Source organism: Amycolatopsis keratiniphila (assembly GCF_000400635.2).
Lineage (GTDB): Bacteria > Actinomycetota > Actinomycetes > Mycobacteriales > Pseudonocardiaceae > Amycolatopsis > Amycolatopsis keratiniphila.
In genome coordinates, this window is record NC_021252.1 from 6,918,384 (window position 1) to 6,943,954 (window position 25,571).

Below are 25,571 nucleotides of genomic sequence, written 5' to 3' on the forward strand. Positions count from 1 at the left end.
GTGACGGTCGAAGCGGATTCTTTTCCGCTGACTTTGCCTGACGGCACGAGAATCGCATCACATTCGCCCACTGCGCGGCCGCGGTTCCTTATTGGGGCAAGGTCCCCAGGAGTCGCGCGCGAGCGCGTCAGAGCCGATCACGGCCCCGAAAATGCGGCAAGGCCCCGCGCGGTGCGCGGGGCCTTGCCGTTGGCTCACTCGTGGAGAGGGAGCTTACTTCTTCTTCGCGGCAGCCGAAGTCCGCTTGGCCGGAGCCTTCTTCGCGGGGGCCTTGGCAGCGGTCGCCTTGGCGGCCGGCTTCGCGGCTGCCTTGGTGGCGGTCGCCTTCTTGGCCGTGGTGGCGCGAGTCGTGGCCTTGGCGGCGGTCTTCGGCGCGGCCTTGGCGGCGGTCGTCTTGGCCGCGGCCTTGGTCGCGGTCGCCTTGGCGGCCGGCTTCGCGGCGGCGCGCGTCGTCGTGGCGGCGGCGCGGGTCCGCGTGGTGGTGGAACGCGTCGCGGCCGGGCGGCTGGCGGCCGTCCGGGTCGTCGTCGCGCGGGTGGTGGTGGCACGAGTCGCGGTGCCGGCGGTCGCGCGCTTCACAGCGGTGGCCTTCGGCAGCTTCTTCGAACCACTGATGACGTCCTTGAAGGTCGTGCCGGCGCGGAACGCGGGCACGTTGGTCTTCTTGACGCGAACGGTCTCACCGGTGCGCGGGTTCCGCGCGGTGCGGGCGGCGCGGGCGCGCTTCTCGAACACACCGAAGCCGGTGATGTTCACCTTCTCGCCCTTGTTGACCGTCCGGATGATGATGTCGACAAGGCCATCGACGGCCTCCGACGCGACCTTCTTGTCGCCCAGGCGCTCCGACAGCGCCTCGATCAGCTGGGCCTTGTTGGCCATTCCAGTCCTCCAAGAAGAACTACTTGTACACGGCCCCGTCGGCCGACTTAGCGCACACGGTATTACCAATGCAGCACAAATTCCAAACGACGCGCGGAAATTTCCCTTGTCTCGGGGGCTGTTCCGCCTCCCGAGGGACCCCTTCGGGGCCTCTCGGAGTGCCGTTCGGTGTGGTTTCGGGGCTATGTGGAAGACCCTGGTCGGGGGTGCGGATTCCCTGCTCAGCAAGGGAATCCGCCCCCTTCGAGGGGCCCTAGGAGGAGGCCGCCGGGAGGGTCACCGGCTTCCAGGAGGGGCGCCGGGTCTCGAAAGTGTCGATCTCATCCGCGTGGCGGAGTGTCAGGGCGATGTCGTCGAGCCCTTCGAGGAGCCGCCAGCGGGTGTAGTCGTCGATCTGGAAGGGCGCGGTGAAGTCCTTGGCCCGTACCGTCTTCGACTCGAGGTCCACCGTGACCTCCGTCCCGGGCTCGTTTTCGAGCAGCTTCCACAGCAGTTCGACGTCCGCCTGCTCGACCTGAGCGGCGACAAGGCCCTGCTTGCCCGAGTTGCCGCGGAAGATGTCCGCGAACCGGGAGGAGATCACGACCCGGAAGCCGTAGTCCATCAAGGCCCACACGGCGTGCTCGCGGGAAGAACCGGTGCCGAAGTCCGGGCCCGCGACCAGGACCGACCCGTTCTTGAAGGGCTCTTGGTTGAGGATGAACGACTCGTCGGACCGCCAGGCGGCGAAGAGCCCGTCCTCGAAGCCGGTGCGGCTCACGCGCTTGAGGTAGACCGCCGGGATGATCTGGTCAGTGTCCACGTTGGACCTGCGCAGCGGGACCCCGACGCCGGTGTGGTGGGTGAACGCGTCCATGTTGGGAACTCCTTCGCGGATGTCAGCGATGTCAGCGGGCGACGGCGGGCTGGAGGTCTTCGGGGCTGGACAGCGTTCCCCGCACGGCCGTGGCGGCCGCCACGAGCGGCGAGACCAGATGCGTCCGGCCGCCCTTGCCCTGCCTGCCTTCGAAGTTGCGGTTCGAGGTCGACGCGCTGCGCTCGCCCGGCTTGAGCTGGTCCGGGTTCATGCCGAGGCACATCGAGCAGCCCGCCTGACGCCATTCCGCGCCCGCTTCGGTGAAGACCTTGTCCAGCCCTTCGGCTTCCGCCGCCTGGCGGACGCGCATCGAGCCGGGGACGACGAGCATCCGGACCGAATCGGCGACCTTGTGCCCGCGCAGGACGTCCGCGGCGGCCCTCAGATCCTCGATACGGCCGTTCGTGCACGAGCCGAGGAAGACGGTGTCCACCGCGATCTCGCGCAGCGGCGTGCCCGGCTTCAGGTCCATATAGGACAGGGCCTTCTCAGCGGCGATGCGCTCGTTCTCGTCGCCGATGCGCTCCGGGTCGGGCACCTCGGCGCCCAGCGGGAGCCCCTGGCCCGGGTTCGTGCCCCAGGTCACGAAAGGCGTGAGTTCGTCGGCGTTCAGGCGCACCTCGGCGTCGAAGACGGCGTCGTCGTCGGTGCGGAGTTCGCGCCAGTTCTCGACGGCGGCGTCCCAATCGGCGCCCTGCGGCGCGTGCGGACGGCCCTTCAGATACGCGAACGTCGTCTCGTCCGGCGCGATGAGCCCGGCGCGCGCGCCCGCTTCGATGGACATGTTGCACACCGTCATCCGGGCTTCCATCGACAGCTTTTCGATGGCCTCGCCGCGGTACTCGAGGACGTAGCCCTGTCCGCCGCCGGTGCCGATCTTCGCGATCACCGCGAGGATGATGTCCTTCGCCGTGACGCCGGGGCGCAGTTGCCCGTCGACCGTGATAGCCATCGTCTTGAATGGACGGAGCGGCAGGGTCTGCGTGGCCATCACGTGTTCGACCTCGGAGGTGCCGATGCCGAACGCCATGGCGCCGAAGGCACCGTGCGTCGAGGTGTGACTGTCGCCGCACACCACGGTCATCCCGGGCTGGGTCAGGCCCAGCTGCGGGCCGATGACGTGCACGATGCCCTGCTCGGCGTCGCCCATCGGGTGCAGCCGGACGCCGAACTCCTTGCAGTTGGCGCGAAGGGTGTCGACCTGGGTGCGGGAAACGGGATCCGCGATCGGCAGCTCGATGTCGATCGTCGGGACGTTGTGGTCCTCGGTGGCGATGGTGAGGTCGGGGCGGCGCAGTTTCCGGCCTGCCAGGCGGAGTCCGTCGAACGCCTGCGGGCTGGTGACCTCGTGCAGCAGGTGGAGATCGATGTAGAGCAGGTCGGGCTCGGCCCCCTCGCCGCGCCGCACCAGGTGCGACTCCCACACTTTCTCGGCCAGTGTCCGGGGCATTTCCGGCTCCTCACATGCGATGGAATAGGTGCTTCCCACCATCTGGACATCTCAAACTTCGGGAAGATAGTATCGGCTTGTGGGACAGCATAGCGGTATCGGAGTACTCGACAAGGCCGTGGCCGTGCTTCAGGCCGTGGCCGAAGATCCTTGTGGCCTGGCGGAACTGTGCACGCGGACCGGATTGCCGCGCGCGACGGCGCATCGGCTCGCGGTCGGCCTGGAAGTGCATCGCCTGTTGCGCCGCGGCCCCGACGGCCGCTGGCGCCCGGGTACCGCACTCGCGGAACTGGCGGGCGGTTCGACCGACCCGCTGCTCGACGCGGCGAGTTCGGTGCTGCCGAAACTGCGCGACATCACCGGCGAAAGCGTTCAGCTGTACCGCCGCGACGGTGTCCAGCGCGTCTGCGTTTCGACGGCGGAACCGCCGAGCGGGCTGCGTGACACGGTGCCGATCGGTTCACGGCTGCCGATGACCGCGGGCTCCGGCGCGAAGGTGCTCGCAGCGTGGTCGGATCCGCACACGCAGCGCACGATCCTCACCGAGGCGGTGTACGGGGAACGCACGCTGCTCGAAGTCCGCCGTCGCGGCTGGGCCCAGAGCGTGGCCGAACGGGAACCGGGTGTGGCGAGTGTCTCGGCGCCGGTACGGGATTCGACGGGCACCGTCGTCGCCGCGGTGTCGGTTTCCGGGCCCATCGAACGGATAGGGCGTAAGCCGGGGGCGCGCTGGGCCGCGGACCTCCTCGCCGCCGCGGACGCGCTGCAGGAGCGCCTCTGACCCCTCGAAACGAGTGAAGGCCCCCTGCGGCGCAGGGGGCCTTCATTGATTTCGTCGCGGAAGGATCAGAACTCGTCGGCCTTGGTGAGCTCGTGTTCGAGGGTGTCGGCACGCGCGACGAGGGAGTTCAGCGGATGCTCGAACTCGTTGACCAGGTTCAGGTCGACCAGCGGGATCGTGTGCTTGAGCAGCGCGACCCCGTCCACCACCGCCGCGCCGCCGACCGAGTCGCCGCCTGCCAGTTCGAGCAGGCGCCGCAGGTCGATCTTGTCGGCCCAGCCGACCGGGGACGAGATCTCCACCCACTCCGCGCCGTCGTGGTCGGGCAAGTGGTGCAAGGACACCTGCTGGCCGCGGCCGTCGCCGGTGTCGACGCGGAACCGGAGCCAGCCGTCCCGCTCTTCGAGCACCTCGTACCGCGCCCGGACGAAATTGATCACGCCTGCCCAGATGGACACCCTCGTCACCTCTCGGTTTCGCCGCCTCGTGCGCTGTCGAGCATGGCACATCCGGGGCGCGCGGGGTGTCGACGGTCTCATTCGGGCGGGGGTTCGAGCGGCGGTTTCCCGTGACGGGAGGGACGGCACGCGTGATCCGATGGACGACAAGCGTGACTGGATGGGCGACACGGGGGCGCGGCCGGGTTCGCGCCGAGCCGTCCGCACGGACACGCGTGTCGTCCATCTGATCACGCGTGTCGTCCGTCGGATCACGCGTGCCGTCCCGTCGCCGCGGCTCCGCTGTGACTCACGAGGCGCCGGGGACAGGTGAGGCAACGAATCCTGCGCGGCCTACTGAAGCGGCGCCATGCGGTAACCCGACCCCCGCACGGTGTGGATCAGCGGCGGGTCCTTGAGCTTCCGCCGCAGCCGCGCGATCACGACGTCCAGCACGTTGGACGCCGGATCGGCCATCTCGTCCCACGCGTACCGGATCAGTTCCCGCCGCGAGACCGGCCGCCCGGTCGCGGCCATCAGCCGCTCCATGACGAGATACTCCTTGCGGGTCACGGTGAGCAGCACGCCCGCCCGCGAGATCTGGTGCCTGCCGGTGTCGAGTTCGACGTCGGCGCAGCGCAGGATCACCGCCTGCCCGGCCATGTCCCGGCGGCACAGGCTGCGCACCCGCGCGATCAGTTCCGGCATCGCGAACGGCTTGACCAGGTAATCGCCGCCGCCGACGCGTAAACCGTCGATCCGGTCGGCGACGCTGTCGCGGGCGGTCAGGAACAGCACCGGCATCGGCCAGCCGGCGCTGCGCCGGTTGCGGACGTAGGCCAGCGCGTCCCCCGAAGGCAGCATCCGGTCGAACACCGCGCAGTCGTAGGCGTTCACCATCAGCGCCTCGTCCGCGCCCGGCAGATCGGCGGCGGTGTCCACCGCGAAGCCGTCGCCGCGCAGCGCGAATTCCAGCGCCACCCGCAAGTTCTCGTCGTCCTCGGTCACCAGCACCCGCACACTGGCACGTTATCGTGCGATGGCCGCCTCCACGTCGGCCACGTGCAACCCGCGGAGTTCTTCGATGGCGGGCATCCTGCCCAGCAGCCGCAAACGTTGTGACTGAGCCGTGCGCGCCTTCTCGAACAGCAGGCGCGCGTCTCGCGCGTTGCCGAAGTTGACGTCGCCGGAAACACGCCGGAAATGGCCGGTCAGCACCGGGCCGGCGGCGGGATCGAGTTCGTAGTCCCCGGCGGACGCCATCCGCCCGAAGATGGCGAGCAGCTCGTCGGGGCTGTAGTTCTCGAACTCGATCGTCTTGCCGAAGCGCGACGCGAGACCGGGGTTGGCGGCGAGGAAATCGACCATCTCGCCGGTGTACCCGGCCACGATCACCGCCACCTCGTCGCGGTGTTCCTCCATCAACGGCACCAGGGTGTCGATCGCCTCTTGGCCGAAATCGCCGCCGGAACCGGCGAGCCGGGTGAGCGTGTACGCCTCGTCGATGAACAGGACGCCGCCTTTGGCGTCCTCGAAGACCGTCGCGGTCTTCTCCGCGGTGTGCCCGATGTACTGCCCGACGAGATCCCGGCGGGACACCTCGCGGAACTGGCCGACCGGCAGGACTCCCAGCGCCTTCAGCAGTTTGCCGTAGATCCGCGCGACCGTCGTCTTCCCCGTGCCGGGCGCACCGGCGAAGATCAGATGGTGTCCGGCCGCCCCGACCGGCAGCCCGGCCCGGCGGCGCCATTCGTTGACCTGCAACTCGTCGACCAGCGAACGGACCTCTTCCTTGACCCCGGGAAGGCCGATCATCGAATCGAGTTCGGCGAGCATCTCCTCCAAGACGCCGTCCCCCACCGCGCCGGGATCCGCGGTCTCCCCGATCGTCGGCGTCGCCCCCTCGGCGATCGCGATCCCCGGTTCCGCCGTGTTCGAGACCCGGCAGGCGGAGATCTCGCCACCGCAACCGGACGCGAACGAGATCCCCGGGCCCCGCGTGTCGGTGACCGTGCACCGGTTGAGCACCGGCACTCCGTGGTGCGCCACGGCGATGCCTTCGTGACCGGTGTGCGAGACGGTGCAGCCTTCCACGACCGGCCGTGCGTACTGGTAGACGTAGACGCCCCTCAGCCCGCAGCCGGTCACTGTGCATCCGGTGACGACCGGATCGGCGCCCTGTCCGACGGTGATCCCGTCCCCCAGCACGTCTTCGACGGTGGTGTCCTCGATCCTCCCCGGCGAACCGTCGACGAGGATCCCCTGCTCCGCCCCCGAAATCACGCAACCGCTCACGGCGAACGCCATCGTGCCGCGGATCGCGATCGCCGGACCGCGCCCGCCGGAGACGGTGCAGTTCCGGACGGACAGTTCCGTGTCTTCGGCCTGGATCGCGGACGCGCCGCCCGCCAGGACTTCGATCCCTTCGAGGGCGAGGGCTCCGCCTGTGGTGCGGAAAACGGGCCGGTCGGCGCCCCGGCCGTCGACGACGACGGTGGCGCCGTCCGCCGCGGCCAGGGTCACCCGGAGCCCGGACAGTTCGACGGTCTCGGCGTATTCGCCGCCCGCGATGGTGACGACGGCGCCGTCGGACGCGTCCATCAACGCGTCGCCGATGGTCGGATACGCACCCGGCCGCTGGGCGACCAGCAGGACCCGGCCGGAAGTCGAGGTGGTCATCAGCCCGCCTTCGCCATCAGCCAACCGCGGTCGACGGCCTTGGCGCCGGCCTGGAACCGGCTGCGGGCACCGAGCCGGTTCATGATGTCGGCGACCATCCGGCGCACCGTGCGCACCGAGACACCGAGCCGCGCGGCGGCGGATTCGTCGGTCGTACCGGAGAAGAGCAGCGTCAGCAGTTCCTGTTCGCGGCAGGTGAGGATCGAAGCGTTCTCGGATTCGGGGAGATCCAGCGGGACGAGCGGGGCGGCCGTCTGCCAGATCCGCTCGAACAGCCCGACCGTCGCGGTGACCACGCCGGGCAGGCGGAACACCGCGGAACCGGCCTGCCTGCCTTCCGCCGGAAGGACGACCGAGGTCCGGTCGATCACCAGCGCGTCCATCGGGACCTCGGCGTCGGTCCGCACCTCCGCACCGGCCCGCGACATCCGGTTCAGCGCGCCGGACATCCGTGCGGAGTCGGGGAAGAGCACCTTGTGGCGGACGCCGGGGCGCACGCCTCCGAGCGCGATCCGCTGGAACGCGGTGTCCGTTCCCGTGCTCATGACGAGCACCTCGCCGGTCGCTTCCGCGAGCAGTTCACCGAGCCCCGCCCGGTCGCCGCCCGGGCCCGCTCCCGTGACCAGACTGAGCTGGCCGGTCTGCACGGTCATCGCAGGTACCTCCCTCTTCCCCCGGCGCGGTGCCGCCGACGACGTCCTGTTCATGCCAGTTCCCCGCCGCCGGGGCGGTCACGGGCACCCGACGCGTTAGCGTTCAGGGGCACCGGGAACTGCACGCGTCTACTTTCGCTGTCCGAACATGAGGTTTTGATGACACGGGTGATGGTCGTCGAAGACGACGAGAATCTGCGGCTCGCACTGGTCACGCACCTGCGCGCGGCCGGCTTCGTCGTCGACGAGGCGGGCGACATCGCGACCGCGGACCGGTTGCTGCGCGGAACGCACCACGACTGCGTGGTCCTGGACCGGATGCTGCCGGACGGCGACGCCATCGAATACGTGCACATGCGGCGGCAGCTGGGCTGGCGGGCGCCGGTGCTGTTCCTCACCGCCCGCGACGCGCTCGCCGACCGGGTGGCGGGTTTCGAGCACGGCGGCGACGACTACCTCGTGAAGCCGTTCGTGATGGCCGAGCTGACCGAGCGGGTGGCGAACCTGTGTCACCGCTCCGCGTTCGACCGGCCTTCGGTGCTGCAGCACGAAGACCTGGTGATGGACTGCGCGCGGCGTGAGGTGCGCCGCGCGGGCGTGCTGCTCACCTTGACCAACAAGGAGTACGCGGTGCTCGAATACCTGCTGACCAGGGCGGGCCTGCCCGTGCAGCGGGCCGATCTGATCGAGCACTGCTGGGACGCGCAGGCCGATCCGATGTCCAATGTGGTCGATGTGGTGGTGAAGCGGTTGCGCCGCAAGCTGAAGGAACCCGAGCTGATCCACGCCGTCCGCGGCCTCGGCTACCGGCTGGGCGCCCGGTGAACACCCACTCCTCGGCCGACCGGCTGCGAAAGCTGCGCTGGACGCTGACCGCGTTGTTCACCGCGATGAACACGCTCGGGCTGGTCGTCTTCGCGTGGCTGCTCATCAACGAGGACGGTGACCAGGGCGAGGAACGGATCGACGCCGCGCTGAACCAGGTCACGTCGTCGGTCAGCAGGCTGGTCGAATTCGACGGCACCATCGGCTTCGGTCTGGTCAACACCGACGTGCTGAACGACCGCTGCCCCCAGTTCGCGATCCTGTCCGGCGGAGCGCCCGCGTTCCAGCCACACTTCTCCCGGTCGAACTGCGTCCCGATGAGCACGCAGCTGTTGAACGGCCTGGCGACCGAGGCGGTGAAGTCCGGCAAGCTGGTGCAGGGGCACCAAAAGGCGACCGACGGCGCCATGGTCAAAGTCCGCGCCGAACCGCTGCGCGACAGCGACGGCAAGACTTTCGCGGCCGTCGTCGCGGTGCAATCCACCGAGGCCGAAGACGCCGCGCACACCCAGTTCACGCTGCTGGTGATCGGCGGCACCGTGCTGCTGGTCGCGATACTGGGCTTCGCGGGCCACCTGCTGTCCGGCCGCTCGATCCGCCCCGCGGCCGCGGCCCTGCAGCAGCAGGAGGTCCTGCTCGCCGAAACCGCGCACGACCTCCGCACCCCGGTCGCCGCCCTGCGCGCGCTCGCCGAAACCGCGATGGCCAACCCCGCGCAATCCGCGGAACTCCTGCCGCGCACCGTCCGCCTCGCCGCGCGAATGGGCGGGATCATCGACGATCTGCTCGTCCGCGCCCGGCTGGCCGCGGGCGTGGAACAGCTGAGCATCCAGCCGATCTGGCTCGACCAGCTGGTGGTGGGCATCGTCGAGGACACCGCGACCGAAGGCGCCGAAGTCACCGTCACCGCCGCGCCCACGAAGGTCAACGCCGACCCCGCGCTGCTGCAACGGGCGATCGGAAACCTCCTCGACAACGCCATGCGCTACGGCCGCCACCCGGGCGCGAAAGCGTTCGTACACCTGACCGTCGCCGGCGGCACCGTGACCGTCGCCGACCACGGCCCGGGGATCGACACGACGATGGCGGGCGACGCCTTCGACCGGTTCGCCAGCACCGGCGGATCTTCCGGGCTCGGGCTGTCGATCGTGCGGTGGGTCGCGCAGGCGCACGGCGGCACGCTCGCGGTGTACAACGCCGACGAGGGCGGCGCGATCTTCGAACTGCGGTTCCCGGTCAGCCCGAACTGAGGAGGGATATGACCTTCGACATCATCGGCCTGTGCGAGCGGCAGCCCGATGCCGCGACCACCATCGAGGCGCTGCTGGCCGCGGGGCCGGACCTGCTCGTGGCGGACCAGGCGGAGAACGGCGTCACGCGACTGCTGCGTTCCGACGGGCGGCCTCTGGTCATCATCGAGGACATCCGGCAGGTCCAGGTCCCGGGCGAAGCCCACCGGCTGCTCGGTATCGACGCGGAGACCGAAGTGCCGAACCCGGTGTGGTGGGTGGAAAGCCGCGCGCGGGACGACGATCCGGAAGCGGAAGCCGTCGCCAGGGCCTTCACCCGGGCACTGGTCGAACGAACCGGAGGACTGTCGTGGTCGAACCGCTGACCGGCACACCCGCCGCCGACATCGAGACGGCGGAGGCAATCGTCGTCGAACAGTTCCGGTCCGTCGTCGCGGCTTCTCCCCGGCTCGTCGCCGCAGCAGGGACCGCGGCCGCGAGCGATCGGCTCCTCCAGGTGGTCACCTCCGAGCACAGCGCTCTCACGTATCCACTCGAACTGCTTCTCGGCGAGGGACGGTGCGAATGGGTGGTCCGGGACTCCAGCGGTGGCCATCGCGACGGGACGCGCGGATTCCCCTTGTCCTGGAACGGATCCCGGTTCGCACCCGAACCGAATGCCACGGCGGCGGCACCGTCGGAACCGGTACCGGGCTCGGGCTCGCTGGAGGTGCGGATCACGAGCCTGCACAGCGACGGCGCGACGCTCCGGTTCGGCAGGGCGATCGAAACCGTGACGTCGGCCCTCGGCGACGGCGAACCTGCCGGCTGGGGCGGTACCGAACCGGTCACCGAGCCGTGGTCTGCCGCGGCGCTCACAAAACTCTGCCGTGACCGGCTGCCCTCCCCGACTGAAGTGATCGTGACCGGCCCCGGTGTGGTGGGACGGTTACGCGTGCGGAAGGCGGAAGCCGGTGTACTCGAGGAGGTCGAGCTCAGCGGTCCTCCTGCGGGAACGGTTCCGCGGGAAGCCGTCGAGACGCTCGCCGCCGAAGCCGCGGGTTTCGCCCGGATGATGGTGGTCGCCGCTCATCCCGGCAGGCCGGGCGGCTTACGGGTCAACGGCCCGACCCCGCCCGCGCTGCCCTACGGTGTCCTCATCGGACACGAGCTGGTCGCCAGGAACGGTGTCGCGCACGCCAAGCGGACACCGGTCGCGAAGGTGGCGATCTTCGGTGGGGCCGGCCATGAGGCCGCGTGGTGCAGGCTTGACGGCGGACAGCGCCCTCCGTACGAGCAAATGGCCGCCATCCTGCACCACTACGGTATGCCTGCTCAGGGCTGAGTTCGGCGTTCAGCCCGACGACGGCCAGATCCGCGGATACCGCTTCGCCCACTCGTCGGCGAAACGCTCGTCTTCAGCCGGAGAGCGAGCCGAGAAGTGCCAGAACGCGTCACCGGCGACGGTTTCCACCACGCCGCGCGATCCCAGACCGCCGAGCCACTCCTGTGGCAGGCCGGGAATCCCGGCCCATGCCCCCACTACCGCGCCGGCGAACGCCCCGGTGATGCCACTGCGCCCGGAATGGTTGACGGCGGCCCGCATCGCCCAGCGAGGATCGAAGAACCTCCGCGACACCGCGATCATGGCACGGCCCATCACCTCGACGGCGGTGTCACCGCTTCCTAGGCCGTCCAGTTCTTCCGGATCGGGGCGGATCTGTTCGGCATGAGCGCGCACCGCGGCGGCGAGAGCGGCCACCGCCGGTCCGCGCGCGCCTTCGCGCTCGGCCACCCGTCGGCAGACAACCTGCGGCGGCGGCGCGTCGCTGTGGAAAAGCCCGGTGAACAGCTCGGCCGTCACACCGGCCGCCTCGGCGGTCGGTTCGTCGGCACCGGCACCCGTCGCGAGCAGCCTGCCGACCTGTGCGGCGGTCGCGGCATCGCACTCGGGACCACCACCACAGAGCGCCGCCACCATTCCCAGCACCAGAAAGGTGACGTCGTTCGCCACCGGAGCTGGTTCCATCCGGCCGTCCTGGAAATCCGGGACATGGGAGAGCCAGCCTTCCGGACCGGCCGGCGCCGGCCGCGAAAGCAGCGCGCCGAGGGCCATCAGCCTGCCTGGGGCGGCGCTGCCGAACCGTGCGGGCAAGGCGCGCAGCAACCCCTCGGTCTGGAAGAGCAGTCGCCGGGTCAGCGGGCCGAGCCGTCCGTCGGAGACCGGTTCGGCGATCCCTTCCTCGCCGAACTTCGCCTTGATCTCGGGCCAGGTCGCCGAGTCCACGACCGAACCCAACGCCTCCCCTACGGCGAACCCGGCGAACGCGCCCGCGACACGGTGCCAGGCAAACCGGACCCCATCGGTGTCCTGATGGAAGAACTTGCCGGAGGCCGACACATGGGGCCGGACCCGGCCCGCGGCGTCGTATCCGGCAACGAGACCGTTCGCGTCGAGGTCTTCAGGCCAGGACTGGCCGTCGATGTCGTCGCCCGGGGAGGGGATCCTGCCCGTTTCCACCCCGTTGCGCTGCTCCCACGCCCGGCCCAGCACGAACCGCTGACACTCCTCGACGGACAGTTCGAATCCGGCCGTTCTGGCCTTTTCCGCCGCGTCACGAAGCCCGGTGGAGGGGTCGATCCCCTCCGTTCCCGCACGGATCTGTTCGATCATGGCCACCACCGGCGCCGAGTACTCGGCGCGGACCTCCACGACCCGTCTGGTCGCACGGAAGGCCGGCCACCGTGCTCGCGCCCAAGTGAGTTCCTCGACGGTGACTGAGTCCGAAGGAATCGAGCCGGGGTTGACGGCCAGGCCGGTCCCGGGGAACTCGGCGGCGAACGACAGCACGTCCATCCGCACCCATTTCACCGTCCCCGCCGGGAGCCGCCTGCTGGAACTGAACACCGTCAAGGTCCGCGGATTCTCTTGCCACAGCGAGGAAAGAGGTTGTTCCGTTCGCGGGTCGACCGGGATGAGAATCGTCGCGGTGAGCAGGCCGGCGAGGTAATGCTCACGGCTGAAGCGCCGGACCTGGAGACAGCCGAGGAGCTGTTCGAGCGGAGTCTCCATGACTGGATGTCCGAGCCGCTCGGGGCCGGGGCGATAGCCGGGATTGACCCGGACCTCTTCCGTCGGCCCGCCCGCCGGATCGTGTTTCCGCCAGCCCAGTACGGCACTCGCCGGAACACCGAGATAAGCCACCTCGCTGCGCGCGAACTCGGGTTCCAGGATCTCCCGCCAGTCCTCCTGCCCGGCGAACGAAACCGGGACGCTGGGCCCGAGACCACCCGGTTCGGGATCCGGACGGCGCAGCTCCCCGTTCTCCCGTACGAGCAGCACCGGTCTCGGTACGAGCGAGGCGAGCCGGTCCCCGCCGTCCAGCGCGCGGATCGTGTTGTACGGCACCAGCCAGCCGTCCGGAACCTCGCGAACCCGCTCGTGCTCGATCCGGACCGCGTGCTCCCCCGTCGTCAGATCGACGGGCGTGCCGAAACGCAACCACGCCTGTACCTTCGCGATCGCCTCACCAGCGTGCACGATCACTCCTCCGTCTGCGTGTTCTTGGTGACCACGACCTCGAGTTTCGCGAAGTCGTCCTCGACCCGGACTCCCTGCGTCGGGTACCAGGACCGCATCGCGACATTGGTGCCGTGCCATTTGGGCTTGATGTCGGTCCAGAACTCGACTCCCCTGCGTCCTTCCGGCAACGGACCGCGGTAGGCCTGCACCACCGGCGCGTGGTCCCCGTAGACGGGTGCCCTGCCCCAGATCTCGCGGGACGCCGACTGCATTCCGGCCACGCCGGCGTTCTGGCTCGTGCTTTCCAGCCGATGGAACGGACCGTATCGCGCCGGGGCGCCCGGCGGCGCCGGATCCGCGTCCGCGATCACCTCGAAGTCCGAGCTCCCGTCGTATCTCAGGACCAGGTCGGCTCCGGCCTCGAGGAACCCCTCCGCTGGTTTGCCGCCCACCGCTCCTACGTTCAGGTACACCACCTTGCCGCCGGGTGGCACGGCGCCTCGGTCGAAGGGACGAAAGTCCGGCGTGACGGCACCTCGGGCGAAGACCCGGACCTCGGTCCCGTCGGCGAGCCGTCCGTGCAGGTCGAGCCCCGCCACGATCTCCACGGTCTTCTCGATCCTCAGGCCGGGCAAGCCCAGCGCCGCCAGCCGCCGGGAGCTCAGCCCGCTCAAGCCCTTCGCCGCGCTTTCGAAGGGAACGTCGGTGAACGGCAGGAGGGCGAGGGCGACCGGCCGCTCGGGCAGTTTCAGCAACCAGCCCGTCTGCGGGTCGAGGAACACGATCCCGTACGGCCGCCGGACCACCAGTGCGACGTGCTCGTCCGTCAGTCCGTCGTGTCCGGTATGGACGATGTCGATGACCGCCATCGCACCGATCGGGCGGGAGTTCATCGCGGCGATGACACTGTCGTAGCTCCTGCCGTGACCGGTCTCCCACTGACCTCCGAGGCGGTCGGAGATGTACGCCAGTGTCTCGGATTCCTCCGGCCGGACCGGACCGGCCGTCACGTCTTCACCGCGCAGGCGCAGCACGAAGGCGACGACCGCCCTGGTGCAGTTCGTCCGATAGCCGTCTCGCTCGGCGTCGGCCGAGTAGGCGTTCGGATTCGTCTTGGGGAGTTCCGGGAACTCCGACGCGATGAGACGTTCCGCGTCGGCCCGTCGCACGGAGCCGTCGTGGATCGACGGCGACGAGGTGAGCGGCGTCGCCTTGGCCAGGTTCGAGAAGTCCGCTTGCGATGACGCCGCCGATGCCGCGGTGCGGTTCCGCCACTTCGGCAGCCAGCTTCCCGCGCCCCGGGGCACGGTCCCCCATCCGGTACTGGCGGGCCAGTCGAGTGTGTTCAGTATCGGTGGTGAACTCCACGGTGCGGGGAGCGCCGCCGCGGCGCTGGTCTTACCGGGATCGGACGGCCAGTCCGGGGCGGGTTCCTGAGTCGTCTTCGCCCAGTCCGCCGAACTCAGCCGCTGATAACTCACGATGGCGTTGTTCAGCTCCGCGTTCCCCACCCAGACCGGTTCTCCGTTGCCACTCCGGCGATAGTGCTCCAGCAGCGTGACCACCCGGTCGGCGAGCCGGGCGAGCTCGGCGACGGCCAGCCGCCGCGCACCGATCGTCTCGTAGTCGCCCCAGCTCTTCCTTGTGTCGAGCCGGACGGATTCCGCCGCGATGGAGCGCCGCGCCTCGAGGAGAGCGGCCTCGTAGGGAGCCGCCCAGTCCAGGTTCGGCCACAGGTACTCGGCGATCTCGAGCGGTTTCAGATACCGGAGGGGCGCGGGCGGCTTCTCCGGCGGTCTGGCCGCCATGAACTCGGCGACCTTCCGCATGGCGTCGAACGCCTTCGGGGCCATGCCGAGCACCGCCGGCCGGTCGGCTCGTCGTGCCTCCGCGGCGACCGCCTCGGCGGACATGGTCACCTGAGCGGTGACGAACCGCTCCGTCTCCACTTGCTCCGCGGCCCTCTTGTCCGCCTTCTGCTGGTTGGTCGCGGCGATGTTCTTGTCGCTCGCTTCGAGTTCGGCCTTCCGGTGCCACCATTTGCGCCAGCCGATCACCGGCCCGGCGGCCGCGACCGCCACGGCGGCGACCGCGAGTGCCGGACTCGCACCGGACAGCTCGACGGCCCCGACGGTGGCCGCGGCGCCGACCGCCGAAACCCTCGTGTAAGCCTTCATGAACTCGGCTTTCGAGGCGAATCCCGGACGGGTCGCCGGTTCGTCCGATGTGGACACCGATCGCGACTCCGCCTCCGGCGGCGACTTCGGCGACCCGAAGCGAATCGCCGCATCACGCAACCGCCCCCAGAAACCGGGACGGGGGCCGACCGCCGCTTCGGCCACCTTCAGGAACTCTTCACGTTCCTTCGCCACCTGCGGACTCGCGAGGTAACGCAATTGCCGCTCGTCGAAGGTCCGCCTGGCGACGGTGTACTCCAGTTCGCTCTGGTCGAGCTTGTTCAGCTGCCAGACCGCGATGAACAGAGTGGCGATACTGCGGCCGGCACCATAGGCGAACATGGATTCGAAGAGGGTCAGATGCCGGGCGAGGAAGGCACTCTGGTCGAGTGTCCCCGCGGCGGTGCCCCGGAACGTCCGCCTGACGATCTCACTGAAGTAGGGCAGGATGTCCGGGGCGTTCGCCGCCTTCCCCAGCCCGAGTGGCTTCGGCTCGCGATGCGCGAGACTGAGGCTCTTCGGCTTCGGGCCCGGGTCGAGACCGAGACGCTTCGCCAGGTCCACGTAGACCTGGACGTCGTAGGTGGCCAGCAGGTGGTCCAGCTCCCTGGCGTTGTCATCGATCTTCCTGAGCTCTTCTCCCTTCTGGATCTGCGTTCGCCGCCGTTCGGCGAAGGGCTGCAGGAGAGCGGCGACCCCCGCGAGAGCGATGATGCTGAGGACGGGCGCCCCCGTGAGTCCGAGAGGGATGCCCACGCCGATCCCGACCGCCGCGCCGGTCAACGGTGGTAAGGCGAACCGCCGGAAGTGCTTCCCCAGGCCCTGGGCGAGATCGGGCCGCGGCCCCAGCCGGGCGAGACCCGCCTGTCGTGCGGAGGGCGCGGACGGCCCGTGGTGGGCGGGCACGCCGAGCTGAGCCAACTGCCCGCGTACCTGCTCGGCCGACGCGGCGCCGGCATCGATCCTGCGCGCCGTGGCGTCGTACACCCGTCCCTTGGCGACCTGTTCGTCCTTGGCGATCTCCCATTTCCGGGCCATTCCCGCACCGATCAGCGCGTTGACCAGTCCGAAAACCGCCCAGGCGACGCCACCACCCCCGGATCCCATCATCATGAAGACTCCCGCCGAGATCCCCGACGGAAGGACACTCGTGTAGAGACCGGTGGCCACGTGGGTCTTCGTCGCGAGGTAGCCGTCCGTCACCTTCGGCGGGAGGTGACGCCGGACCTCCCATCTGCCGGGTTCGCCCGCCAGCGCCGCGATGCGGTAGTCGCTCCCGCTCTGGTTCGGATCGAGACCGAGGCGGCCAAGCAGTTCCACGATCGCCTTGCGCGCGCGGGCACGCGCCGGTGGGTTCAACGCGGCCCGCTGGAATTCCCGGTCGAGGACGACGACCTGCGCGAGATGTCCGCGGTCGGTGGGGGACAGCTCCGGCCTGCGGTCCAGATCCCCAGCCGGATCCAGATATGCCGGGATGGCGGCCCCGCCGCCGGCGAGATCGGCAGCACCGGCGGCGAGGGCGTGTGCGAGCACTCGGGGAACGGCTCCGGGAGCGAGCCGTGCCGACACCGCGATCCGGAGTACGTTCCTCACGGGGTCCCCGGCCGGCCCTCTGGCGGATACCGACCACAGCGCCGCCCGGTCCCCGAGCCAGTCTCCGATCTCGGCGACGACCGTGAACCGCTGATCGCCGTCACCGGCCACTATGGACGAACGGACGTACTCCGCGAGCACCGCCAGCCCGGCGTCCTCGACGGCCTGGGAGAAGGCGCGTGCGAGCTCGCCTTTCAGCTCCGGTCGTCTCGGCCCGGCCAGTGCGGCACCACCGATTTCGATCGCCGCCCAGCCGCCGAGCGGCGGAGCCGGCCTGGCAGGGCGGGCCTTCGCCGTCTCGGTGGCCGCGCGGTCCAGCGCCGACGCGAGATCTCGATGCTGTTCGGGTGTCAGGGAAGCGAGCAACTTGGGGATTCGCCGCGGCCTCGGATGTTCGGTCGCCCCCGCCAGTTCCGCCGCGTGCGCACCCAACAGCCGGACGATGTCCGGATGCCCCGACGCGGCCGCCTTCGCCATCCCCGCCTGGCCGTCGGTGGAGAGTTGCTTCCACACCTTGGCCGGAACCTGCGCCGGCCTCGACGGAAGCGACGGCTCAGGAGGCCTCACCGCCGGCGTGGTGACGGCTTTCGCCGACGAGGGCGGACGTTCGGGGTGCGGCCACTGGCGCTGCGGAGGTTTCTGCCGTTTACCGCCCAGCGGCCCGAACGGCGGCGGCAGCTCCGTATCAGCCGAACCGGTCGCGAAGAGCTGCTCCTGGCGTCCTTGATTCCACCGGACGGGAAGCCGCGCCATCTCACGTCGGGCGACGAGTTCGACATTCTGCAGAGGATCGAGGTGCAGCACCGCGTGGGCGCCGTGTGTCATCACCAACTTGGCGTAATCGACGTCGACCTTCGTCGCGAACAGCACGAAGATCTTCGTTTGACCGGCCTGGTAGTCCTCGTGCCCGCGCTGCTTCCGGATCTTTTCAGCCAGGTCTGTCTCGTACCGGGCACTTCCGTACTCCAGTTTGCTGTGCTTGACCTCGATCCACACCCTCGTGCCGTCGGCGAGCTCACCGAGGATGTCGATGTCGGACAGCTCTTCGCCGTTCGGCCGGTAGATCTTGCGGTCCAAGGCGATGATCTTCAGCCCCGGCAGGCCGAGTCGCACCAGCTTTTCCGGATCCGTATGACGCAGGTCCGCGAGCCGGAGCGCGCTGCGGAGAGTGGCTTCGAAACCTCTGAAGTTCTCCGGGCTGCCACCCACGGCCTTCGCGTCGATCTTGCCTGCCGGATCCAGCCCGGTGAGTTTCTGGAACGTAAGCTTCAGCCTGCGGTGCAGATCCTCGTACAACTCGTCCACGTTGGTGACACCGTGTCTGCCCAGCCTGTCTATGAGCTGGTGGAGAACCAGCCACCTGTCGAGGATGGGACGGACGCCGTGGAAGAAGAGCGTGCGCCCCATCTCGGCGGGGGAAGTCGGGGTGACCTGTTCGGTGAACAGCCTGCGGAGGATGTCGAACCGGGCGGCGTCCAGGTCCTCGACCCGCTGTAGTGGGGTCCCCCGCACCGAGGTCAGTTCACCGATCCGGCCGTTGAACTCGGACAGCGCGACCTGCAGACCTCGCGCCTCGATCAGTTTCGCGAACGCTTGCTGCACGTCCGCGGGCATCTTGTGCCAGGCCGGAACGAATTTGGGGGGCAGGATGTCCGGTGGCGGAACCCTGGCCAGCCACTCCGCCAGCGAAGCGGAGACTTCCCGGGAAAACCCCTTCTCCTGCGCCAGCCAGGTCACGAAGTTCGTCATGGCGTAGCGGCCGACGTTCGAGCCCGCGGTGGCGAGATTCGCGAGGGCGCGCTGTTCCCGCACGCTCAACGATTCCCAGAGCGGGACCAGTGCCTCCGGCAGGTCGGCCGGCCGGGTGGGGGCGGCGGGCCTGGCCGGATGCGGTTCCTGGCGCTGAGGGTGCCGGGGCCGGGCGTCGCGGGCGAAAAGGGGGTCCAGCAAAGGAAGTTCGTCCGCTACCCGGCGCTCCCTCCCGTGGTGCAGCACCGCGTCGAAGCCGAGCTCGCGCAGGTTCCCGGCGATCCGCTCGATCGTCGCGGGGCTTCCGATGGACGCCGGGGTGCTGAGCACGAAGTACCGCTTGACGGCGCCGGACGATGGTGAAATCGACTTCGCCGCGCTGCCGAGCAAGTTCGCGGCGTCCTTCTCGCCGGGCCCGGCCAACCGCCCGGCCGTCACCCACACCTCGGTTCCGTCGGCGAGCCTTGCCTTGGCGTCGATGGTGCCGAGAAGCTCGCCCTCGGCCGAGTACACCGGTTCCCGGACGCCGTCGATCTCCATCCCTCGCGGCCCCTGCGCGACGAGTTCCCAGGCCGCGACGAGAGCGGCTTGCACACTGTCCCGCAGGTCCCGCAGGAGTTCTTTGAGCCGCGGCAGATCCCCGATCGTTTCGAGTAGCTTTTCGACTTCCTCAGGTGGCAGGAATCCGCCCGCCCACATGAGCTGCTCGAGAAGTTCTTCGTGCTCCCGGACAGCCTTGCCGTAGGCGGTGATCGTGTCGGAGTTCAGCGAGATCGTGTAGGGGAACCAGAGCCCTTCGGGCGAACCGAGGATCTGGTACTCGGGCTCGGGCTTTCCCTCGGTCGCGGGCCGTGGCCTGACCGGCTGTGCGCCGAGGATTCCCTCCAGCCGTTCACGGAAGGCCGCCCGTTGCGCGTCGGTCAGCGACGCGAGCCGGTCCGGGAGGCCGGTTCGGCCCGGGACACCGGGCTTCCCCGTCAGCTCCGTCAAAACGCGTTCCAGGATGAACGCGATGTTCACCCCGGCGGCGGCGAGCGCGTCGAGGAGGTCGCGTTCGGTTTCGGTCAGCACTTCCCGGATTTCGGGCGGGATCGCGCTCGGCTGGTCTTCCCTGGGGCCGAGAGGGAGATCCGGCGCGATCGGCTGGTGCCGGGACGGGATCTCCACCGGCCATTCGGGCACCGCGCGCTCGGGTACCGAAGACGGCCGCGGAAGTGGCGAGGTGACGGGCGCGCCGGGCCATGGCGGGTCCGCCGACGGCAGCACGGGAACCGCCTCGTCCGGGAGCAGGGGCAGCTCGATGGGAGCCGGGTCGACCGGGCGAACGGTGACGTCGGGAGGGTCGGAGGGCGGCACGATCTCCACGGGCGGGCGATCCGGCCCGCCGGGGGTCAGCGGGGCGACCGGATCGGCGACCCGGTCCGGAACTGCGGGCAGTTCCAGCGGCCACTCCGGTACGCGCGACGGTTCGGGGTACACCGGCCGGTCCGGGCCGACGGGCGCCGCCGGGACGGTCGTCCGGCCGGGTGGGTTCCGCACCTCACCGGGAGGACGAGGGAAGTCCACGGTCGCCGGTGGCGGGAAGCCCACCACCGGCGCGGGCGGGAACCCCACGTCGAGCCGTGGCGGAACGCCCGTGAGAGGACGGACAGGTTGGCCGATGGACGGTGGCTTCGGATCGGTCACCCGTGGGAGACCACCCACTTCACCAGAGCGCACCTTGTCCGGATCGGGCTTCACCGTCAGCGGCTCCGCCTCCGGATGTGGAAGCGGCTTGGGAGCGCCCGAAATCACATCGCCGATGGTGACCTGTTCGGCGAGCCGGGCGGTGGACGGGCTCGGTGAAGACCGGGTGGAGTGGACCGGCGGCGGGTGCTCGGCCCGCGCGGCGGGTGCCTCCGCACGGACACCCGCGGTCGACGGCTCGACCGCGCGTTGGAGCGTGGGAATGACAGGATCCGGCCGCACCGCGGTCGCGACGCCGCCTCCCCCGGGTTCGGGTGCCAGACCCGACCCGTCGTCGGGCCGAGCGCGACCGGAATCACCGGGGCCACTGGGTGGCGGCTCGTCCGGCGTCCTGTCGAGCGCGCCCGGCGTGCCTTCCTCCGGTGAGTCCCCAGGACGGCGCGGCCCGGGTTCACCGTCGCCTTTCCACTGTCCGCTCGCCCGTGCCTCCTCGATGCCCACGTGCCCGGCTTCGCCCAGTTTCCCTCGCGCGAGGTCGTCCAGGCGGAGGACGTCCCGGGGGTTCACGGGCGGCCCGTCGTCGCCGTGGCGCGGACCGTCGCCGTCGGCGTGCTCCCCCGCCGGACGGCTTCCCTCGTGACTGCTGTGCTGGGGAACGGTCCTGCCGTTGTCACCGCCTCGCGGGGTGAGCGACTTCGCCGGTGGCTGCCCTTGTTTGCCTTGATCACCGGGTCGCTCGGTGCTCGCCGGGGGACGCTCACGGTGCACGGGATGCGCGACGGCGCTGTCCGATGGCGGCCCCGAAGGGTTGTCGGCCTTCCCGGTGTTCGGAGTGGACGGTTCCACACCGCGAGGTACCTCGGGCGTCGGGTCGCCCTTCCATCTCCCGCTCGCGTGGGCCTCCGCCGCACCGGCACGGCCGGCCTCGCCCAGTTTGCCGTTGGCCAGCTCGTGCATGCCGACGGTGTCGAACATGTTCGTCGGCGGCTGCCCGGCCTTCACCGGGGATTCCTGTCGCGGTGGCGGAGGCGGTTTGTCGCCCGGACCGGCGGAAGGGTGGTGATCCGGACGGCCACCCGGTCCGGGGGCCTCGGTGAGATCGACGTTCCGGATGGGTTGCCCGGCCTGCGGCGGCTCGGCCGCGAGTGACTGTTTCGGCGGGGTCGAGGGCAGATCCGGCGGATGGGGCGGGCGACCGCCGGGGCCGTCGACGCCCGTGTCCGGGTCGCGCGGGCCGTTTCTTCCGGTGTCGTGCGTGCCGTTCCCCCCGGTGTCGTGCGGCCGGGCCGCCGGGACGTCAGGGCTGGGGCCGCCGTGCCTCGCCAGGCTTTCCCCGACCGAACCCGGCAGCGGTCCCAGCGGATTCCGGATCACCTGCGCGGCGGTCTCCGCGCTGATCCCCCGGTCGCCTCTGACGACGCTCTGGACCTTCTCGATAACGTGGGGCGCGTTCCTGATGGCCAGTTCGGTGACCGTGGGGACCTTGACGAGAGCCTCCCCGCCCCGGCTGAGCCGCGCCCCGGCACCCGACACCACCTTGCCGACGGCCGCGAGGCCGGAGACCCGGCTGGCGGCGGCCCCCGCCCGCGAGATACCCGCCCCGGCGGCACGAGTGGCGGATCCGGCGCCACGCAGGCCGACGAGGGCGGCGACGTTCACGAGCGTTCCGCCGAGTGCGTGCCCCGGGTCCTCGTCCCACTCGCCGTAATGGATGAAATGCTTCCCGAAGTCGAGCAGCACCCCGCCCAACTCGCCGCGTTTTCCGCCCGGCAGACCGACGGCGAGGTCCACCCAGCCGAGGCCATGGGTGTACGCCTGCACAGCCGCGCCGAGCTTGGCCATCCCGCCCCATGCGAGCACGGCGTTCGACAAGCTCCAACTGGATCCACCGAAGGGGCCGTCCGCGTAGCCGATCAAGCCGCCCATCATCTTGGCCAGGCTCACCAGCCCGTCGTAGATCCCGCCGACGAAACCCGGGTTGGCGATCTTGGGGGTGGCGGCGGGTGCGCTGTCCGGGTCGGTGATCAGCGCCGCCGCGGCCGTCACCAGCTCCGCGATGTTCTTCGCGATGGCCCTTGCGAAAAACCGCTGTGCGGCCTCACCGCCGGGATTGAGAATGGAGCCGCCATCGTCCAGATGGCTGTAGATGAAGCTGTGATAGGAGATCGTTTCCCGGATCTGGGTCTTGACGAACTCGAGGATCTTCGCGTAGCCGCCATACGCGTTTCCCAGCCCCTCCATGGCGGGCGGGACCTCTTTGACGCCCCCTTGGCCTTGCAGGTCGCCGTTGTTGACCCTGGTTATGCCGTCGTACAACGCATAGCCGTTGGGATCGGGCCAGTGGGTGCGCAGGCCTTGCGCGACGAGGTTCGAGGAGTCGACCGCGGTTCTCAGCGCGGCCGCGCCGTCCTTCCATGCCTTTTCCATCTCGCGAGCGGCCAGCTCACTGTCCGGTGGCCAAAGGCTGTCCTTGGCGTAGCCGCCGTCGGTGAGGACGGCGTTCCACAGGTCGCCTTCCGGCTCGCGGATGTCGCCGTCGCCGCTCATGGTCTCCGTGGTTCCTCAGGAAGACAGCGCGTCGGTCGCCGCGGCTTCGCCGTCGAGGTAGAACCCCACGGCCTTCTTGCCCGCATCCGCCGCACCCTGGTAGAAGCCGGGCATCTTGTCGACGATTCCGCTCACTTCGGTCGACGACGTCCCCAGTACGCCTTTCAGCGCGATGCCCATGGGACCGCCGAAAAGCGCGCCCGGTGCCTTGATCCGGTCGTGGGCGCTCTTCCACCCGTTCGCGAGATTCGTGCTCGCGGTGCTCAGTTCGCCCAGTTTGCCGAGCGTTTCGCCGGGATAGATGTCGATGAACCCGTCGCCGTCCCGGTCGACGCCCGTCATCGGGCGTCTCCGGCTACCTGCCGGTCGAGTTCGTGCAGGAAGGGGTCGAGCCGCAGATCCGTCGTCTCGGCGGTGGCGTCCGGCGGGAGGTGGTCCGCGGCGATGGCGACCCCCTCCTCGTTGGCCAGTACGACCGCCCGGTGGAAGGTTTCGACGATGGCCCGCGCCAGCGCCACCGAATCCGGGGTGCGGTAGATCCGGGGGTCGAGCCAGAGATCGTGCACCTCGCCGGTGCCTCCGATGGTGATGCTGATCAGTCCGTCGTCGGACTCCGCGGTCGCCCGGATTTCGGCCAGACGCTTCTTCATCGCCCTGACGTCCTCGGCCATCCGCTCGTACTCGGCGTACATGCCGAGGCGCAAAGATGTGTCCACCGGCCCTCCTCGATCGGTTCCGGTCCAGTGTCGCCACGACGGCCGGGCCAGGGGCGCCAGTGACCTGTTTCTGCCACGAGGACCTGGACCGGTGCTTCGCGAGCGGAACATGACGGCGATGAGACGACTTCGGATGGCGGCTGCCGTCGCCGTGCTGACCATGACGATCCCTCAGGCGCTCGACGGCGCGAGCGTGGCGAACTCGGCTCCGCCCGCCGGGGCCTGCCACGACCCCGCTCCCGCCCGCGCCCAGGTGCGCGCGCAACCCTGGGCGCAGCAGGTCCTCACCCCCGAAAGAGCCTGGCCGCACAGCCGGGGAGCCGGTGTCCTGGTCGCGGTGGTCGATTCCGGAGTGGACGCCGACCATCCGCAACTGCGCAGGCCGGGGAAAGTCCGTGCGGGAAGGGACTTCTACCTTTCGGGAGGCCACCCCGGCGCTTTCGACTGCGTTTCGCACGGGACGGGGGTGGCCGGTATCATCGCCGCGGATCCCTTGCCCGGTATCGGTTTTCGCGGGGTGGCCCCGGACGCGGAGATCCTGCCGGTGCGGGTGAGCGACCGGGATCTCGGTGACCAGGGAGAACAACTGCGGATCGACCCGCAGGTCGTCGCCAACGGCGTTCGCTACGCGGCGGATCAAGGTGCGAAGGTGATCAATCTTTCGCTGGCCGGCTTCGACGACTTCGCCGTCATCCGGGACGCGGTCGCGTACGCGGTCTCCAGGGACGCGTTGGTGGTCGCCGCGGCGGGCAACGGTCAGCGGGACACGACGGTCGCCTTCCCGTCCTATCCGGCCTCCTACGAAGGCGTACTCGGGGTCGGCGCGGTGGACATCGACGGTGCCAGGATGACGGGCTCGCAGATCGGGTCCTATGTGGACCTGATGGCCCCCGGCGCCAAAGTGCTGACCGCGGCGAGAGTGGACGGCCACGCCTACGTCGACGGCACCAGTTTCGCCACCCCGTTCGTGGCGGGCACCGCGGCGCTGGTGCGCGCGGCCTGGCCCCGGCTGTCCGCCCCCGAGGTCGCCCGGCGGCTGATCGCCACGGCCGCCCCGTCGCGCGGCGGGAACGGTAGTGCGGCTTATGGTCACGGTCTGGTCGATCCCTACCGTGCCGTGACCGACGGTCTCGACACCCGCGGACCGGACGCGCTGCCCGCCCATGTCCCCCGTCCGCCGGATCAGGCGCGGCTGGACCGGGCCGCGGCGGAAGAGAGCACCGCGGAAACGGCGAAATGGTGCACCGCGGCCGTGGTCGGCGCACTCGCCGTGGCCGTGCTGTTGGCACTGGTGGTGCCGCGCGGCAAGCGTCGCCATTGGCGAGCGGGCCGGGCCCGGGCGGTGCCCGTCGAGCCACCGACCGTCGAACCACCGGAGCAGGTCTTCCTCATCTCCGGCCGGTAGGGCGGCTTCCGTCCTGCGGACATGCCGAATGCCCGGCGCCGTGACGCGCCGGGCATTCGGTCTTTCCTGTCACATACCCGCGTTGCCGAGGGCGTTGCACGCACGGCCGAGCGCGTCTTGGCATTCGACGCCGGCCTTGCCCCAACCCTGGCCCACAGCACGGTGGCCGTCGGCGGTTTCGAGGTTCTGGTTGTGGCTCCGCTGGTTCACCTGCAGGTACTGCTGGCCGCCTTCGTCGTACCAGCCGTCGGTGGCGAGGGCACGTGCCCGCTGAAGTCGTTCGGCGGAGGCGTTTTCGATGCTGTCACCACCGTCGCGATACGTCCGGCCGCCCGCTTCCCCGCTGGCGAAGTCCCATTTGAAGTGACCGTCTACCGACATTTCCT

18 protein-coding genes are annotated in these 25,571 nt (G+C 69.8%); 6 read left to right on the forward strand and 12 right to left on the reverse strand.

The genetic code is table 11. The annotated features are described in order from the left end of the window. Positions 1 to 213: 213 nt before the first annotated feature. The 3 genes from AORI_RS71745 to leuC form a co-directional block, all read right to left on the reverse strand. Positions 214 to 879 (reverse strand): HU family DNA-binding protein, encoded by a 666-nt coding sequence (locus tag AORI_RS71745; RefSeq protein ID WP_016336448.1) that lies wholly within the window; start codon positions 877 to 879, stop codon positions 214 to 216. Positions 880 to 1,132: 253 nt separating this feature from the next. After that, a complete protein-coding gene (gene leuD, locus AORI_RS71750) occupies positions 1,133 to 1,735 on the reverse strand; it encodes a 3-isopropylmalate dehydratase small subunit (RefSeq protein WP_016336449.1) in 603 nt (200 codons plus the stop codon). A gap of 31 nt (positions 1,736 to 1,766) precedes the next feature. Continuing rightward, positions 1,767 to 3,185: a 3-isopropylmalate dehydratase large subunit gene (leuC, locus tag AORI_RS71755; protein ID WP_016336450.1), complete on the reverse strand. Its 1,419-nt coding sequence runs from the start codon at positions 3,183 to 3,185 to the stop codon at positions 1,767 to 1,769. 79 nt (positions 3,186 to 3,264) lie between these two features. Between leuC and AORI_RS71760 the strand changes: the two genes are divergently transcribed. Further along, on the forward strand, positions 3,265 to 3,966 hold the full coding sequence (locus tag AORI_RS71760; RefSeq protein WP_007031477.1) for an IclR family transcriptional regulator: 702 nt from the start codon (positions 3,265 to 3,267) through the stop codon (positions 3,964 to 3,966). A gap of 65 nt (positions 3,967 to 4,031) precedes the next feature. Here the strand turns inward: AORI_RS71760 and AORI_RS71765 are convergent, their stop codons facing one another. The 4 genes from AORI_RS71765 to AORI_RS71780 all read right to left on the reverse strand — a co-directional run bounded on the left by AORI_RS71765 (position 4,032) and on the right by AORI_RS71780 (position 7,735). Then, positions 4,032 to 4,424, reverse strand: a complete 393-nt coding sequence (locus tag AORI_RS71765) for a hypothetical protein (RefSeq protein ID WP_016336451.1) — start codon at positions 4,422 to 4,424, stop codon at positions 4,032 to 4,034. Between the two features lie 333 nt (positions 4,425 to 4,757). Next, the gene (locus AORI_RS71770) at positions 4,758 to 5,423 is read right to left on the reverse strand and encodes a winged helix-turn-helix domain-containing protein (RefSeq protein ID WP_016336452.1); all 666 of its coding nucleotides are present in this window, start codon (positions 5,421 to 5,423) and stop codon (positions 4,758 to 4,760) included. Between the two features lie 9 nt (positions 5,424 to 5,432). Continuing rightward, a complete protein-coding gene (locus tag AORI_RS71775) occupies positions 5,433 to 7,082 on the reverse strand; it encodes a right-handed parallel beta-helix repeat-containing protein (protein ID WP_016336453.1) in 1,650 nt (549 codons plus the stop codon). Continuing rightward, complete coding sequence (locus AORI_RS71780; protein WP_016336454.1) at positions 7,082 to 7,735, reverse strand: helix-turn-helix transcriptional regulator; 654 nt, start codon at positions 7,733 to 7,735, stop codon at positions 7,082 to 7,084. Before AORI_RS71780 ends, AORI_RS71775 begins: the two co-directional genes overlap by 1 nt. A gap of 159 nt (positions 7,736 to 7,894) precedes the next feature. Here AORI_RS71780 and AORI_RS71785 point away from each other — a divergent pair, with 159 nt between their 5' ends. From AORI_RS71785 to AORI_RS71800, 4 genes are read left to right on the forward strand one after another with little or no spacing between them, the layout of a single operon-like run. Continuing rightward, positions 7,895 to 8,560, forward strand: coding sequence for a response regulator transcription factor (locus AORI_RS71785; protein ID WP_016336455.1), 666 nt, complete (start codon positions 7,895 to 7,897; stop codon positions 8,558 to 8,560). Then, a complete protein-coding gene (locus tag AORI_RS71790; protein WP_016336456.1) occupies positions 8,557 to 9,810 on the forward strand; it encodes a sensor histidine kinase in 1,254 nt (417 codons plus the stop codon). Before AORI_RS71785 ends, AORI_RS71790 begins: the two co-directional genes overlap by 4 nt. An 8-nt stretch (positions 9,811 to 9,818) precedes the next feature. After that, positions 9,819 to 10,175: a hypothetical protein gene (locus AORI_RS71795; protein WP_016336457.1), complete on the forward strand. Its 357-nt coding sequence runs from the start codon at positions 9,819 to 9,821 to the stop codon at positions 10,173 to 10,175. Continuing rightward, the gene (locus AORI_RS71800; protein ID WP_016336458.1) at positions 10,160 to 11,134 is read left to right on the forward strand and encodes a DUF6177 family protein; all 975 of its coding nucleotides are present in this window, start codon (positions 10,160 to 10,162) and stop codon (positions 11,132 to 11,134) included. The genes AORI_RS71795 and AORI_RS71800 overlap by 16 nt, the downstream gene beginning before the upstream one ends. Positions 11,135 to 11,143: 9 nt before the next feature. Here the strand turns inward: AORI_RS71800 and AORI_RS71805 are convergent, their stop codons facing one another. Genes AORI_RS71805 through AORI_RS71820 form a run of 4 tightly spaced genes read right to left on the reverse strand, consistent with a single transcriptional unit; the run spans position 11,144 to position 23,780 of the window. Then, positions 11,144 to 13,330 carry a YrhB domain-containing protein gene (locus tag AORI_RS71805; RefSeq protein WP_123798589.1) on the reverse strand — a complete coding sequence of 729 codons (2,187 nt, stop codon included), beginning with the start codon at positions 13,328 to 13,330 and terminating at the stop codon, positions 11,144 to 11,146. A 2-nt stretch (positions 13,331 to 13,332) separates the two neighbouring features. After that, positions 13,333 to 23,064 (reverse strand): NAD--arginine ADP-ribosyltransferase, encoded by a 9,732-nt coding sequence (locus tag AORI_RS71810; RefSeq protein ID WP_016336460.1) that lies wholly within the window; start codon positions 23,062 to 23,064, stop codon positions 13,333 to 13,335. Between the two features lie 15 nt (positions 23,065 to 23,079). Next, positions 23,080 to 23,406 (reverse strand): hypothetical protein, encoded by a 327-nt coding sequence (locus AORI_RS71815; protein ID WP_016336461.1) that lies wholly within the window; start codon positions 23,404 to 23,406, stop codon positions 23,080 to 23,082. Next, positions 23,403 to 23,780 (reverse strand): YbaB/EbfC family nucleoid-associated protein, encoded by a 378-nt coding sequence (locus tag AORI_RS71820; RefSeq protein WP_016336462.1) that lies wholly within the window; start codon positions 23,778 to 23,780, stop codon positions 23,403 to 23,405. Before AORI_RS71820 ends, AORI_RS71815 begins: the two co-directional genes overlap by 4 nt. 118 nt (positions 23,781 to 23,898) lie before the next feature. Between AORI_RS71820 and mycP the strand changes: the two genes are divergently transcribed. Beyond that, a complete protein-coding gene (gene mycP / locus AORI_RS71825; RefSeq protein WP_228688221.1) occupies positions 23,899 to 25,185 on the forward strand; it encodes a type VII secretion-associated serine protease mycosin in 1,287 nt (428 codons plus the stop codon). Between the two features lie 69 nt (positions 25,186 to 25,254). Here the strand turns inward: mycP and AORI_RS71830 are convergent, their stop codons facing one another. Further along, positions 25,255 to 25,566 carry a hypothetical protein gene (locus tag AORI_RS71830; RefSeq protein WP_016336464.1) on the reverse strand — a complete coding sequence of 104 codons (312 nt, stop codon included), beginning with the start codon at positions 25,564 to 25,566 and terminating at the stop codon, positions 25,255 to 25,257. Between the last annotated feature and the right edge of the window lie 5 nt (positions 25,567 to 25,571).